Origin of the sequence: Comamonas sp. lk (assembly GCF_900564145.1) — a bacterium.
GTDB lineage: Bacteria > Pseudomonadota > Gammaproteobacteria > Burkholderiales > Burkholderiaceae_C > Comamonas.
Window position 1 is genome coordinate 1,352,385 of the sequence record NZ_UOOB01000001.1, and the last position, 13,028, is coordinate 1,365,412.

The following is a 13,028-nucleotide window of genomic DNA, read 5'->3' on the forward strand; positions in this document are numbered from 1 at the left end:
TTGTCGAGTCAGCGTTTCAGCTGCGCAGCACGTAAATGCTCAGGCCTATCAGGCTTGCCGCCAGCACGCCGCAAGCCCAGGCCAGGCGCTGGGCGCCAATGCGCAAAGCGCCCACGGTGGCTACCACCTGTGCATTTTGCTGGGCCAGCTTCTCGATGATCTCCAGCGACTGGCGCTGGGATTGCTCCAGCTGGTCAATGCGCGCGTCCAGGCCACGAATCAGCAGCAAGGCCTGCTCGCCCGAAGACTGGGGCGGCGACAGGCGCTGGCTGGCCTGCAGGGCGGCATCGCTCTGGGCATGGGCTTCGGCCTGGTCCTCTTTTTTCTTCAGAAGACCCTGGGCGGCTTTGACCACCTGGGGGGTGGCCTTGATCACATCGCCCCAGGGGACCATTTTGAGTGCGCTGATCCAGCTGATCGCCATGGCTTAGAGCACCTCGCTGGCAAAGTCCGCCAGACGTGAGCGTTCGCCGCGTGCCAGCGTGATGTGGCCGCTGTGGGGCCAGCCCTTGAAGCGGTCTACCACATAGGTCAGGCCCGAGCTGCCTTCGGTCAGGTAGGGGGTGTCGATCTGCGCCAGATTGCCCATGCAGATGATCTTGGTGCCGGGGCCGGCACGGGTGATCAAGGTCTTCATCTGCTTGGAGGTCAGGTTTTGCGCCTCGTCGATGATCACGTACTTATTCAGGAAGGTACGACCGCGCATGAAGTTCATGCTCTTGATCTTGATGCGGCTGCGGATCAGCTCATTGGTGGCTGCGCGCCCCCATTCGCCGGCGTTGCCGCCGTCGCCCTTGGCCAGGAACTCCAGGTTGTCGTCCAGGGCGCCCATCCAGGGCCCCATCTTTTCCTCTTCCGTGCCGGGCAGAAAACCGATGTCCTCGCCCACGCTCACGGTGGCGCGGGTCATGATGATTTCGGTATAGCGGCGCTCGTCCAGCACCTGGGCCAGACCGGCGGCCAGGGCCAGCAAGGTCTTGCCGGTGCCGGCCGTGCCGGTGAGGGTGACAAAGTCCACCTCGGGGTTGACCAGCAGATTCATGGCGAAGTTCTGCTCGCGGTTGCGCGTGGACACGCCCCAGACGGCATTCTTGGGATTGCCGAAATCGCGCAAGGTCTTGAGCACCGCTGTCTTGTCGCGGATTTCGGTCACGCGCATATAGAGGTTGGGCTCGCCCGGTGCCTCGTAGTAGACGAACTGATTGATCATTAGCTGGTCCACCACCGAGCCGCTGACGCGGTAATAGGTGATGGCGCCTTCCTGCCAGCTTTCCACATGCTTGCCGGCCTTGGCCCAGAAATCGCGGGGCAGGGCCATGGCGCCGGAATACAGCAGATCGCCGTCTTCCAGTACCTTGTCGTTCTGGTAGTCCTCGGCGGCCAGGCCCAGGGCGCGGGCCTTGACCCGCATATTGATGTCCTTGGACACCAGTACAACTTCGCGTTCCTTGTGCTGTTCGCGCAAAGCCGCTACCACGCCCAGGATCTGGTTGTCGGCCTTGCCCTGGGGCAGGCTGTCGGGCAGGGCAGCGGTCAGTGCATGGGTCTGGAAGTACAGTGTCCCCAGAGCGCTGCGCTGGCCGGTGGCATTCAAAGGCAAGCCCTTGTCCAGGCCGTCGGCGGGCTGGGAGGCTACCAGCGAATCCAGCGTGCGGCTGACCTGGCGGCCGTTTCGCGCCACTTCGGTCATGCCCTTTTTGTGGTTGTCCAGCTCCTCCAGCACCACCATGGGCAGGAAGATGTCGTGTTCCTCAAAGCGGAACAGGCTGGACGGATCGTGCAGCAGCACATTGGTGTCCAGCACGAACAGCGTCTTGGGGCCGGAGCGCGAGTTGCGCGCGCGGCGCGTGGCACTCTTGCCTGTAGGCGTGGCGGAGCTGGCCGCAGCTGTGGCCGCTGGAGCTGCCGGGCTCGTGTCTGGCGTCTTGCGGCCGCGCGCTCTGGTGGCGGAGTTTGTTGCCGGAGCCGCTTGGGCGCTGGCGGCGGGCGTGCTGCGGCGCGCCTTGCCGTTGGCTGCAGCGGCCGGCGTGGCCGTTGCAGCGGTATTCAGATCGTCGTTGACTGCCGCCACATTCTTGGGATTGTGGCTGGACAAAAAGGCTTCTGCGGAAAGCTTTGCGGCGCGGTGGCCGGGTGCGGGAGGCAGGGGCATAGTGGACGAACCGTTCCTCAACAAGGGTCAAAAAGCACAAAGCCGCCTGGAAACCAAGGCGGCTTTGATCGGGTGAAAAAGAGAAACTCTGTAGCACTGGGGCATGGGCCCATTATGCATAGCTCAGCTGCCTTGAAGGGCAGATTTCTCGATTCTTGGCAGCTGCAGCACGATAAAGACTTTGAATCACGGTGTGTCGGTGTTTCAAAGTCTCAAGGCGCGGGTTTAGGCAACCTTTTTGTCTTGTGTCTTCATGGCTTTGACCGCCGCGAGCACTTCGTCCACGTGGCCGGGAACCTTGAGGCCGCGCCACTCTTGTGCCAGCAGGCCGTCTGCGCCGACCAGGAAGGTGGAGCGCTCGATGCCCTTGACCTTCTTGCCGTACATGATCTTGTTCTTGACCACGCCGAACATGTGACACATCTTTTCTTCGGTATCGGCGATCAACTCGAAGGGCAGCTCAAGCTTGCCCTTGAAGTCGTTGTGCGAATTCATGTTGTCGCGAGACACACCGAACACCGTAGCACCGGCCTTCACAAAGTCCTTGTACTTGTCGCGGAACTGCATAGCTTCCGTGGTACAACCGGGCGTATTGTCCTTGGGGTAGAAATACAGGATCAGAATCTGGCCTGTATGGGAGGTGTTGGACACCTTGATCCCGCCGGTTGCGTTGGCTTCGAATTCGGGAAGGGGTTTGTTGACAACGATAGCCATGCGCTTGTATCTCTCGGGTGTATTCGTTGAAATGCCGAGGGTGTTCGTCGATATTGTTATTTTTGTTGCGAATTACCCCCAGCCGCAGCCTGCGATTTTACCCTGAAATACGTATTTGCCTCAATGAGGGGCGAGGAGTCTACTCCAAGAGTAGGGCCGCAACCACGTTACGGCCTTCGCCAGAAAGGATGTTATATGTCCTACAGGCTGCTGGGGTATCCATGGTTTCCAGGCCCAGACGTCTGGCCATCAAAGGCTTGAGCCAGGCGGGCGGCGGAAAGCGGTTCTTGCTGCCGCTGCCAAAAATGATGACTTCCGCATCGAGCTTTGCCAGCTCTTCAAAGTGCTCGGCAGTCAGATCCTCGAATTTTCGGCAATTCCATTCCTTGAGCAGGCCGTGTGAGCCCAGCAGCAGGCTGTGCGCGTAGTTTTGCTTGTCTACCGCCAGCCAGCCCGGGCCATAGCCGGTGATGGATTGCGCGTCGGATTTGTCGGCCTGGAATTTCATGGTGCAAGAGTGTGCGCAATCGGAGGCGATTGCGGGGGCGATGGCTGGGGTCTCCATGCAGCGAGGGTGGGGACATTGCTGCTCGGCGGAACTGTGGTCAAATTATAGGTTTCACCGTGGTGTAACGTGCATCATGGCGTGCTTGAAATCCTTACCCCCTTCATTCGCATGAAAACCGTTCAAAAATCCGCCAAACTTGCCAACGTCTGTTATGACATCCGCGGGCCGATCATGGACGCGGCGAAGAAGATGGAAGACGATGGCCAGAAGATCATCAAGCTCAATATCGGCAATCTGGCCGTGTTTGGCTTCGATGCGCCCGAGGAAGTCCAGCAGGACATGATCCGCAACCTGCCCAACTCGGCCGGTTACTCCGACAGCAAGGGTATCTTTGCCGCCCGCAAGGCCGTGATGCACGAAACCCAGCATCAGGGCATCAAGGGCGTGACGCTGGACGATATCTATCTGGGCAACGGCGCCTCCGAGCTGATCAGCCTGGCCACCAATGCCTTGCTGGATACCGGCGATGAAATGTTGGTGCCGGCCCCCGACTATCCGCTGTGGACGGCGGCCACCAGTCTCTCGGGCGGCACGCCCGTGCACTATATGTGCGACGAGGCCAATGGCTGGATGCCCGATATGAAGGATTTGCGCAGCAAGGTCACGCCGCGCACCAAGGGCATTGTGGTCATCAACCCCAACAATCCCACGGGCGCGCTGTACTCCAAGGAGCTGCTGCTGGAAATCGTGGAGGTGGCGCGCGAGCACGGCTTGGTCATCTTTGCCGACGAGGTCTATGACAAGGTGTTGTACGACGATGCCAAGCACGTGCCGCTGGCCAGCCTGTCCATCGACGTGTTGACTCTGACCTTCAACTCCCTGTCCAAGGCTTACCGCTCCTGCGGCTACCGTGCGGGCTGGATGGTGATTTCGGGCGACAAAAAGCCTGCCAAGGATTACATCGAGGGCCTGAACATGCTCTCGAACATGCGTCTGTGCGCCAACGTGCCCGGCCAGTGGGCCGTGCAGACGGCCCTGGGCGGTCACCAGAGCATTGACGAACTGGTGCAGGAAGGCGGCCGTTTGCGCGTGCAGCGCGATCTGGCCTGGGAGCTGATCAACGCCATTCCCGGCGTGAGCTGTGTCAAACCCCAGGGCGCGTTGTACATGTTCCCGCGCCTGGACCCCGAGGTCTATCCCATCAAGGACGACCAGGAGTTCTTCCTCGAGGTGCTGCAGGAAACCAAGGTGATGCTGGTGCAGGGCACGGGCTTCAACTGGCCCAACCCCGATCACTTCCGGATCGTCTTTTTGCCGCATAACGCCGATCTGCGCGAAGCCATCAACCGTCTGGCCTCCTTCCTCGAGAAGTACCGCAAGCGCCACGGCACCGACAGGCCCAAGGCGGTCGACGCCAGGGTGCTCAAGGCAAGCAAGGCTGAAAAAGCCGCGTAACACTTTCTTTTTGATAGCTTGAAGCGCTTGTCAATCAAGGGCTCAAGCGTTTTTTTGACCTGAAGTAGTTTATGAAACCAATCCAAGTAGGCCTGTTAGGCATTGGCACCGTGGGCAGCGGTACTTTCAATGTGCTGGAACGCAACCAAGACGAGATTCGCCGTCGTGCGGGTCGTGGCATTGAAATTACCATGGTGGCCGACTTGGATACCGAGCGCGCCAAGAGCGTGGTGGGTGACAAGGCCAAGGTGGTGGGCGATGCCCGCGAAATCATCGCCAACCCCGAGATCGACGTGGTGGTCGAGCTGATTGGCGGCTACGGCATTGCCAAGGCCCTGGTGCTGGAGGCAATTGCCGCCGGCAAGCATGTGGTCACCGCCAACAAGGCGCTGCTGGCCGTGCACGGCTCTGAAATCTTCAAGGCTGCGGCCGAGAAGGGCGTGATCGTGGCCTATGAAGCCGCTGTGGCCGGTGGCATTCCCATCATCAAGGCGCTGCGCGAAGGTCTGACCGCCAACTCCATCCAGTGGGTGGCCGGCATCATCAACGGCACGACCAACTTCATCCTGTCCGAAATGCGCGACAAGGGTCTGGACTTTGACGTGGTGCTCAAGGAAGCCCAGCGTCTGGGTTACGCCGAAGCCGACCCCACCTTCGACATCGAAGGCGTGGACGCCGCCCACAAGGCCACGCTGATGAGCGCCATCGCTTTCGGCATTCCCGTGCAGTTCGACAAGGCGCACGTGGAAGGCATTACCAAGCTGTCTGCGGCCGACATCAAGTACGCCGAGCAACTGGGCTACCGCATCAAGCTGCTGGGCATCACCAAGCGCACGGACAAGGGCATCGAGCTGCGCGTTCACCCCTCGCTGGTGCCTACCAAGCGCCTGATCGCCAATGTGGAAGGCGCGATGAACGCCGTGGTCGTGCATGGCGATGCCGTGGGCACGACCTTGTACTACGGCAAGGGCGCAGGCTCCGAGCCCACCGCTTCGGCCGTGATTGCCGATCTGGTGGACATCGCCCGTCTGCAAGGCGCTGACGCCGCCCATCGCGTGCCGCCTCTGGCCTTCCAGAGCCACACGCTGCGCGAAGCCGGCAAGGATCTGCCCGTGCTGCCCATGAGCGAAGTGGTGACCAGCTACTACCTGCGCATCAGCGTGTCCGATGAAGCCGGCGTGCTGGCCAAGATCACCGGTATTCTGGCCAACACCGGCATCAGCATCGACGCCGTGCTGCAGCGCGAAGCCGATGAAGTGGGTGGCGAGGGCTCGACCCAGACCGACCTCATCATCCTCACGCACGACACGCGCGAAGGCGATATGGACAAGGCGCTGGCCGAAATCCAGAGCCTGCCCACCGTGCTGGCGCCAATCAACCGCATCCGCAAGGAAGAGCTGAACTAAGAAAGACCTGCCAAATGCCTGATGACACCCAAGCCGGAGTTTTCCCCTTTCGGTGTCGGTATGGCAGAGCTTCTTTACTCAAAGGCTGGCGCCTCATGGCGCCGGCCTTTTTTGCTTTTGCGGCGACGGGCGCGCAGGCTGCGCCCGTAGATGTCTATCGCGGCACCCTGGGTGGGGCGGAGGTGGTGATGGAGCTGGGTCAGCCCAAGGCAGGCGGTGAGCGCGAAGGGCGTTACTTTTATGTGCGCAATGGCGTCGATATCCCGCTCAAAGGTGCGCTGGGCGCTCTGGCAGAAGCATTGCCCGTCAATGACGAATGGCGTCGCGCTCAGACGGATATGCCCTTGTTTGCAGATGCCAAACAGCGCAGCATGCAGTGGCGGCTGCACCTCCAGGGTGAGGCTTTGGTGGGGGAATGGGTCGATGGCTTTCAAGGCAAAAAACTGCCTCTAAGCCTTAAACGCATTGCGAAGTACGATCCTGAAAAGATAGCGCCACAAGGCGTAGAGGCTGTGACCAATGCAATTGTTCAAGGCTACGGGAGCAGTGTTTCACAAGGCGTAGCCCTCTCTGCCCAAAGCACGCCTTATGACTATCTGAAAATGGCAGAGCAAAAGCTGGAGCAGGGTAAAGAGGTGGTGATCAATCCATCGCTGGCCTGGCGCCTAGTGCGGGACCCACGCACCAAGTTCTGGTATCCACGCCTTACGCGCCACCCTGATGCCAAAATTCTGAGCCGGACCAATGCCGTGCTGGAGCAGCGCCACTGGGGCATGAGCCTGGAGGCGCTGGGCTGTGTGGGCTCGATTTACCTGAGCAGCGGCCCGGAAGCAGGCTCGCTGGGCAACTACAACAATGAAGAAATCAAGGTCAGCTACCTATCCACTGCGTTGATGAGCGTGGTGGAGTCGGGTTCCAACGGATGTGGTGGTGCTCACCCCAACAATCATTTCGATCCGTTTGTGCTGGACTTGCTGCGCGGCGGTTATATGGACTTCACACGCCTGTTCAAGGGTGCGAAATATGGGGAGTACAGGCTGGAGTTCAGCCCGCAGATGTCGGGCTTCATTCAAAAGTACCTTGCCAGCCAATCCGAGCCACATGACGACAGGGAATGCAACGATTTTTTGCCTGAATACATGGCGCTGATGCTGAACAAGCCGGACAAGATGAGCTTTGTGATCTCGGGCATTGGCCACGCCATGGGTGCGTGTCTGGGCAGCGGGGTTGATATTTCGTTCAAGAAACTGAAGCCCTATCTCAAGCCCGATGCAGAGCGCTATTTCCAGCCCTGATTGGCTTGAGCTAGCCGTTCAGGTGAAACCGCGTTGACCGGTCTCTGCATTTACGCCTAGTGAATGCAAGCCTGCTGACCGATAATGTTGCGCTTGGCGGCGTAAGTTCTGCCCGTTTTGGCTGCCCGTTTTGAATTTTAGTTTTTGGCGAGTTTGAGATGCTGTATCTGTCCACCCGCGGTCACGCAGACCGCAAGCGTTTTTGTGACATTCTGCTGGCAGGTTTGGCGCCCGATGGCGGTCTGTACCTGCCCGAGAGCTACCCCCAGATTGACGACGCCAAGCTGAGCCAGCTGCGCGAGACCCTGGCCACCCAGGGCTATGCCGCGCTGGCATTCGAGATTCTGTCGCTGTACATCGACGACATTCCGGCCGACGATCTGCGTGCCCTGTGCGCCAAGACCTATACCAAGGAAGTCTTCGGCACCGAGGCCATCGTTCCCGTGCGCCAGCTGGAAGGCATGCTGCATATCGAAGCCCTGTCTAACGGCCCCACGCTGGCCTTCAAGGACATGGCCATGCAACTGCTGGGCAATCTGTTCGAGTACGAACTGGCCCGCCGCGGCGAAGAGCTGAACATTCTGGGCGCCACCAGCGGCGATACCGGAAGTGCGGCCGAATACGCCATGCGCGGCAAAAAAGGCGTGCGCGTCTTCATGACCAGCCCTCACGGCCGCATGAGCCCCTTCCAGCAGGCACAGATGTTCAGCCTGCAGGACGAAAACATCCACAACATCGCCATCGAAGGCGTGTTTGACGACTGCCAGGACATCGTCAAGGCCGTCAGCAACGATCACGCTTTCAAGGCCCAGTACAAGATCGGCACCGTCAACTCCATCAACTGGGCGCGTCTGCTGGCCCAGGTGGTGTATTACTTTGCCGGCTATCTGCAAGCCACCAGCTCGAACGAGCAAAAAGTGAGCTTTGCCGTGCCCAGCGGCAACTTCGGCAACATCTGCGCCGGCCATGTGGCACGCCAGATGGGTCTGCCGATTGCCAAGCTGGTGGTGGCCACCAACGAAAACGATGTGCTGGACGAGTTCTTCCGTACCGGCGTCTATCAGGTGCGCGGCGCGGCCAACACCTATGAGACATCGAGCCCCTCGATGGACATCTCCAAGGCCAGCAATTTCGAGCGCTTTGTGTTCGACCTGGTCGGCCGCGATGGTGCGCGCACCAAGCAGCTGTTTGACCAGGGTGTGGCCAAGGACGGTCAATTTGACCTGAGCGCAGATCCAGCCTTCAAGGACGCGGCTGCCCGATATGGTTTTGTGAGCGGCAAGAGTACGCACGCCGATCGCCTGGCCACGATCAAGGACACGTACCAGCGCTTCGGTCAGATGATAGACACCCACACGGCCGATGGCGTGAAGGTGGCGCGCGAATACCTGGATGGCCAGCCCATGATCGTGCTGGAAACCGCCTTGCCCATCAAGTTCGCCGCCACGATCGAGGAGGCCCTGGGCCGCTTGCCCGATCGTCCTGCCAAGTTTGAGGGCATCGAAGCCCTGCCCAAGCGCGTGGTGGTGATGGCTTCCGATGTGGAAAAGGTCAAGGCCTTTATCGCTGAAAACTGCAAGTAAAACGGGGCAGCGTTAAGCTTGAAAGCACCTGGAGCCCGGCTGCAGGTGCTTTTCTATTTTCTAGAGTTAAATTGGCTTTGTGTCCAATTACCATAAGCACATGAAGCTATCTAATTGTGAGTATTTCAGGATGCTGCTGGCATGAAAGTCATAGGCTTTGCCGGATATTCGGGCGCGGGCAAGACCACGCTTGTCGAGGCTCTGGTGGCGCTGATGACGCAGCGTGGGCTCAAGGTCTCGGTCATCAAGCATGCCCACCACCACTTCGATGTGGACCGTGAGGGCAAGGATAGCTGGCGTCACCGCAAGGCCGGGGCCTATGAGGTGTTGCTGGCCTCCGACCAGCGTCTGGCGCTGATGCGCGAGTACCCGCAGCCCATGGAGCTGTCGGTGCAGCAGATGCTGGCCCAGCTGGATCCGGCAGTGGACTGGGTGCTGGTCGAGGGCTTCAAGCATGGCGATCTGCCCAGGATCGAGGTCTGGCGTCATCAGCAGGACCGACTGGACAGCGGCAAGCCTCTGCAGCCGCTGTATGCGCAGGATGCCCAGGTGCTGGCGGTGGCGACCGATGCGGCCGCCGATTTGCCGCAGCTGCCCACGCAGCCGGTGCTGGACTTGAACCGGCCCGAGCAAGTGCTGCAATGGCTGCTGGCCCGGGGCCCGCAGCTGGAGTACAGAAATTGAACAAGGACAAAGCAATGCAAACACCACGCAAGCCCCTCAAACCGCTGGACGAGGCTTTGCAGGAGCTGCTGGCACACGCCCTGGTGCTGACGGGCTCCGAGCAGGTCGATACCTTTGATGCCGACGGCCGCGTGCTGCTGGAAGCCGCCGTCTCGCCGCTGCAGGTGCCGCCACAGGACAACTCGGCCATGGACGGCTATGCCGTGCGTGCGGCCGAATGTGCAGTCATGGGATCGGATGGCGATGCCGTGCTGCCCGTTTCCCAGCGCATACCCGCCGGCACGGCACCGGATGCACTGGCCGCAGGCACGGTGGCCCGCATCTTCACGGGCGCGCCCGTGCCGGCCGGAGCCGATGCCATCGTCATGCAGGAAGACTGCGAAGTGCTGGACGATGGTCGTGTGCGCATCAAGTCCAGGCCCGAGGCCGGACAGTGGATTCGCCTCTCGGGTGATGATATCCAGCAAGGCGCCACCGTCATTGCGGCGGGCACCCGCCTCGCACCTGCCCATCTGGGTCTGGCCGCCAGCATGGGTTGTGCCACGCTGGCCGTGGCGCGCAAACCGCGCGTGGCCATGTTTTCCACGGGCGACGAGCTGGTCATGCCCGGCACCGTGGCGCCGCAGGACATGAAGCCTGGCAGCATCTACAACAGCAACCGCTTTTTCCTGCGTGCGCTGCTGCTGCGCATGGGCTGTGAAGTGACGGATCTGGGCATTGTTCCCGACGACCGTGAGGCCACTGTGGCTGCGCTGGCCAAGGCGGCGGCAGATCATGATGTGATCGTCACCAGCGGCGGTGTGTCCGTGGGCGAGGAAGACCATATCAAGCCCGCCGTGCAGCAGCTGGGTCAGCTCGATCTCTGGCAGATCAGCATCAAGCCCGGCAAGCCGTTTGCCTATGGCCGCGTGAACCGCAAAGACCATGGCTTTGCCCATTTCATCGGCCTGCCCGGCAATCCCGTCTCCAGCTTTGTGACCTTCCAGGTGCTGGTGCGCCCGTTCCTGCTGCGCCTGCAAGGCGTGCAGAACGTTCTGCCGCGTGCCATACAGGCGCGGGCCGATTTTGTCTGGCCCAAGGGCGACAAGCGCCGCGAATTCCTGCGCGTGCGCTACAACGCGCATGGCGGGCTGGAGCTGTTCAGAAACCAGAGTTCGGGCGTTCTGACCTCCACCGCCTGGGGTGACGGTGTGGTGGACAACCCCGCCGGCACCACGATTGCCGAGGGCGACAGCGTGAGCTTCATTCCGTTTTCGGAGCTGATGGCATGAACACCATTACCGTGCGTTATTTCGCATCGATTCGCGAAGCCATGGGCACAGGCAGCGAGCAACGCCAGACCGCCGCCGCCACCGTGAGCGCGCTGCGCGAAGAGCTGATGGGGCAAAGCCCTTCCGCCGCCGAGGCGCTGGCCCACGGCAAGGCCGTGCGCATGGCGCTGAACCAGGATATGTGCCTGGGCGATGCAGTGCTCAAGAGCGGCGATGAAGTGGCGTTTTTCCCGCCGGTGACAGGAGGCTGAGGTCTATCCGTCGCAACCGGACAACAGGATGCCGATGGAGTGCGGTAGCTGTATAAAATGAGACTTATTCTTATTCGTGATTGCCTTGGGTGGCAAGTCTCAAACCATCGTGTCCCATCCTGCCACCGGGTCTCAGCCGCTGGAGCATTTGTATAGAAGCCATCATGGCTGGCTGCGCGCATGGCTGAGTCGCCGGCTGAGCAATGCCGGTGATGCCGAGGATTTGGCGCACGATACCTTTGTCCGTGTGCTCAAAGGGCATCACACGCCGGAGCGGGGCGGTCTGAATGATCTGCGTGAGCCAAGAGCCTATCTGACCACGGTTGCGAAGCGGCTGCTCGTCAATCATTACGAGCGGCAGTCACTGGAGCGGGCCTACATGGCTTCGCTGCAGTCCATGCCAGAGCCACTGGCTATTTCCGAGGAACACCGGGCCCTGCTGCTGGAAACTTTGCGTGAGCTCGACGCTCTGCTCGATGCTCTGCCTGCCAAGGCTCGCACCGCTTTTCTGTTGTGCCAGCTGGAAGGTCTTTCCTATGTCGAGATCGCAGCGCAGCTGCGCGTCAGCGAACGCACGGTGACGCGGTATATGGCGCAAGGCTTCAGGCAGTGTCTGCAATTGATGCTGGACACGGAGCAGTCTATCGTCGCATGAGCGCGAAGTCGGCCCCTGCATCTTCTCTTTCATCCCATTTGCTGGATGAGGCTGCGCAGTGGCTGGCACGCCAGCATTCGGGTTCGTTCACGCAGGACGACCAGGCCGGTCTGGCGCAGTGGCGAGAGCAAAGCGAGGCGCACCGGCAGGTGTGGGCACAGGCGCAGTTGCTGGCCCATAAATTTGGCATGGTGCCTCCCGCCGTGGGCATGGCGGTATTGGACAGGCAGCGCATTCAGGCCAGTAATCGGCGTGCGCTTTTGCGCCTGGTGGCCGCTTTGGCCGTGGTACCCGCTGGTGTGTGGCTGGGCTTGAGCGCACAGCCGTGGTGGCAGCTTGGGGCGGGCGACTACCGCACAGCGACGGGGGAGCAGCGTGACATTTTGCTGGCCGACGGTTCACAGCTCACGCTCAATACCGCGACGACCATCCGTGTGAAATTCGATGCCCGGCAACGGCTGATCGTGCAGCACGGCGGAGAAATTCTGGTGAACAGCGCCCCGGATACCCAGCCGGTTCACCGGCCACTTCTGGTACAGACTTCCCAGGGATTGATGGAGGCTCTGGGCACGCGCTTCGTGGTTCGTACCGATAGTCAAAGCACCAGGCTTGCGGTGTTGGAGGGCTCTGTGCGGGTATCACCTTCGCTGCTGACGGCCAGTCGCGTGGTCAACGCTGGAGAGCAGTTGCAATTCAGCAGCCAGTTCATCGGTGCTGTGACGGCGATCGATATGCAGGTCGCGGCCTGGAAGCAAGGCTTCATCTATGCCGATGAGATGAGCTTGCAGGACTTCATCAGTGAGCTGTCACGTTATCGAACCGGGCTGCTGCGCTGCGACCCCGAGGTGAGTGGGTTGCGAGTCAGCGGAATCTTTCAGATCAACGATACAGACAAGGTGCTGCAATTGCTTGCCTCCACCTTGCCTATCAGGGTGCAGATGCGCACGCCTTACTGGGTGGTGATTGCCGAAAAAGATTAGTGCAAGAGCGAGCGGGAAATTTTATTGAAATTTCATGTCTGGTTTTCGGGTCTCGCCTGTCATGTCATGTGAAT

General features: G+C 60.5%; 13 protein-coding genes. 9 read left to right on the plus strand and 4 right to left on the minus strand.

Features of this window, described 5'->3' with window-relative positions; all coding sequences use genetic code 11:
* Nucleotides 1–16: 16 nt before the first annotated feature.
* The 4 genes from EAO39_RS06020 to EAO39_RS06035 form a co-directional block, all read right to left on the minus strand.
* The gene (locus tag EAO39_RS06020; RefSeq protein WP_120966606.1) at nucleotides 17–424 is read right to left on the minus strand and encodes a hypothetical protein; all 408 of its coding nucleotides are present in this window, start codon (nucleotides 422–424) and stop codon (nucleotides 17–19) included.
* A gap of 3 nt (nucleotides 425–427) precedes the next feature.
* Nucleotides 428–2,152, minus strand: coding sequence for a PhoH family protein (locus EAO39_RS06025; RefSeq protein WP_120966607.1), 1,725 nt, complete (start codon nucleotides 2,150–2,152; stop codon nucleotides 428–430).
* A gap of 225 nt (nucleotides 2,153–2,377) precedes the next feature.
* Complete coding sequence (locus EAO39_RS06030) at nucleotides 2,378–2,866, minus strand: peroxiredoxin (RefSeq protein WP_120966608.1); 489 nt, start codon at nucleotides 2,864–2,866, stop codon at nucleotides 2,378–2,380.
* Between the two features lie 139 nt (nucleotides 2,867–3,005).
* Nucleotides 3,006–3,374 (minus strand): Mth938-like domain-containing protein, encoded by a 369-nt coding sequence (locus EAO39_RS06035; protein ID WP_120966609.1) that lies wholly within the window; start codon nucleotides 3,372–3,374, stop codon nucleotides 3,006–3,008.
* Nucleotides 3,375–3,542: 168 nt separating this feature from the next.
* Here EAO39_RS06035 and EAO39_RS06040 point away from each other — a divergent pair, with 168 nt between their 5' ends.
* The 9 genes from EAO39_RS06040 to EAO39_RS06080 all read left to right on the plus strand — a co-directional run bounded on the left by EAO39_RS06040 (nucleotide 3,543) and on the right by EAO39_RS06080 (nucleotide 12,954).
* A complete protein-coding gene (locus EAO39_RS06040) occupies nucleotides 3,543–4,829 on the plus strand; it encodes a pyridoxal phosphate-dependent aminotransferase (RefSeq protein WP_120966610.1) in 1,287 nt (428 codons plus the stop codon).
* A gap of 71 nt (nucleotides 4,830–4,900) precedes the next feature.
* Nucleotides 4,901–6,235 carry a homoserine dehydrogenase gene (locus EAO39_RS06045; protein ID WP_120966611.1) on the plus strand — a complete coding sequence of 445 codons (1,335 nt, stop codon included), beginning with the start codon at nucleotides 4,901–4,903 and terminating at the stop codon, nucleotides 6,233–6,235.
* 95 nt (nucleotides 6,236–6,330) lie between these two features.
* Nucleotides 6,331–7,530, plus strand: coding sequence for a hypothetical protein (locus EAO39_RS06050; protein WP_120966612.1), 1,200 nt, complete (start codon nucleotides 6,331–6,333; stop codon nucleotides 7,528–7,530).
* Between the two features lie 158 nt (nucleotides 7,531–7,688).
* The gene (gene thrC, locus EAO39_RS06055) at nucleotides 7,689–9,113 is read left to right on the plus strand and encodes a threonine synthase (protein WP_120966613.1); all 1,425 of its coding nucleotides are present in this window, start codon (nucleotides 7,689–7,691) and stop codon (nucleotides 9,111–9,113) included.
* A gap of 141 nt (nucleotides 9,114–9,254) precedes the next feature.
* Nucleotides 9,255–9,797: a molybdopterin-guanine dinucleotide biosynthesis protein B gene (gene mobB / locus EAO39_RS06060; protein ID WP_120966614.1), complete on the plus strand. Its 543-nt coding sequence runs from the start codon at nucleotides 9,255–9,257 to the stop codon at nucleotides 9,795–9,797.
* Nucleotides 9,798–9,811: 14 nt separating this feature from the next.
* On the plus strand, nucleotides 9,812–11,068 hold the full coding sequence (glp, locus tag EAO39_RS06065) for a gephyrin-like molybdotransferase Glp (protein WP_120970750.1): 1,257 nt from the start codon (nucleotides 9,812–9,814) through the stop codon (nucleotides 11,066–11,068).
* On the plus strand, nucleotides 11,065–11,319 hold the full coding sequence (moaD, locus tag EAO39_RS06070) for a molybdopterin converting factor subunit 1 (RefSeq protein ID WP_120966615.1): 255 nt from the start codon (nucleotides 11,065–11,067) through the stop codon (nucleotides 11,317–11,319). Before glp ends, moaD begins: the two co-directional genes overlap by 4 nt.
* Before the next feature lie 106 nt (nucleotides 11,320–11,425).
* Nucleotides 11,426–11,974 (plus strand): sigma-70 family RNA polymerase sigma factor, encoded by a 549-nt coding sequence (locus tag EAO39_RS06075; RefSeq protein WP_162989633.1) that lies wholly within the window; start codon nucleotides 11,426–11,428, stop codon nucleotides 11,972–11,974.
* Nucleotides 11,971–12,954: a FecR family protein gene (locus tag EAO39_RS06080; RefSeq protein ID WP_120966616.1), complete on the plus strand. Its 984-nt coding sequence runs from the start codon at nucleotides 11,971–11,973 to the stop codon at nucleotides 12,952–12,954. The genes EAO39_RS06075 and EAO39_RS06080 overlap by 4 nt, the downstream gene beginning before the upstream one ends.
* Nucleotides 12,955–13,028: the final 74 nt, after the last annotated feature.

Bases quoted from the DNA above. Each gene is read 5' to 3' on its own strand.
- EAO39_RS06020 (WP_120966606.1), bottom strand. From the start codon at position 424: ATGGCGATCAGCTGGATCAGCGCACTCAAAATGGTCCCCTGGGGCGAT.
- EAO39_RS06025 (WP_120966607.1), bottom strand. From the start codon at position 2,152: ATGCCCCTGCCTCCCGCACCCGGCCACCGCGCCGCAAAGCTTTCCGCA.
- EAO39_RS06030 (WP_120966608.1), bottom strand. From the start codon at position 2,866: ATGGCTATCGTTGTCAACAAACCCCTTCCCGAATTCGAAGCCAACGCA.
- EAO39_RS06035 (WP_120966609.1), bottom strand. From the start codon at position 3,374: ATGAAATTCCAGGCCGACAAATCCGACGCGCAATCCATCACCGGCTAT.
- EAO39_RS06040 (WP_120966610.1), top strand. From the start codon at position 3,543: ATGAAAACCGTTCAAAAATCCGCCAAACTTGCCAACGTCTGTTATGAC.
- EAO39_RS06045 (WP_120966611.1), top strand. From the start codon at position 4,901: ATGAAACCAATCCAAGTAGGCCTGTTAGGCATTGGCACCGTGGGCAGC.
- EAO39_RS06050 (WP_120966612.1), top strand. From the start codon at position 6,331: ATGGCGCCGGCCTTTTTTGCTTTTGCGGCGACGGGCGCGCAGGCTGCG.
- thrC (WP_120966613.1), top strand. From the start codon at position 7,689: ATGCTGTATCTGTCCACCCGCGGTCACGCAGACCGCAAGCGTTTTTGT.
- mobB (WP_120966614.1), top strand. From the start codon at position 9,255: ATGAAAGTCATAGGCTTTGCCGGATATTCGGGCGCGGGCAAGACCACG.
- glp (WP_120970750.1), top strand. From the start codon at position 9,812: ATGCAAACACCACGCAAGCCCCTCAAACCGCTGGACGAGGCTTTGCAG.
- moaD (WP_120966615.1), top strand. From the start codon at position 11,065: ATGAACACCATTACCGTGCGTTATTTCGCATCGATTCGCGAAGCCATG.
- EAO39_RS06080 (WP_120966616.1), top strand. From the start codon at position 11,971: ATGAGCGCGAAGTCGGCCCCTGCATCTTCTCTTTCATCCCATTTGCTG.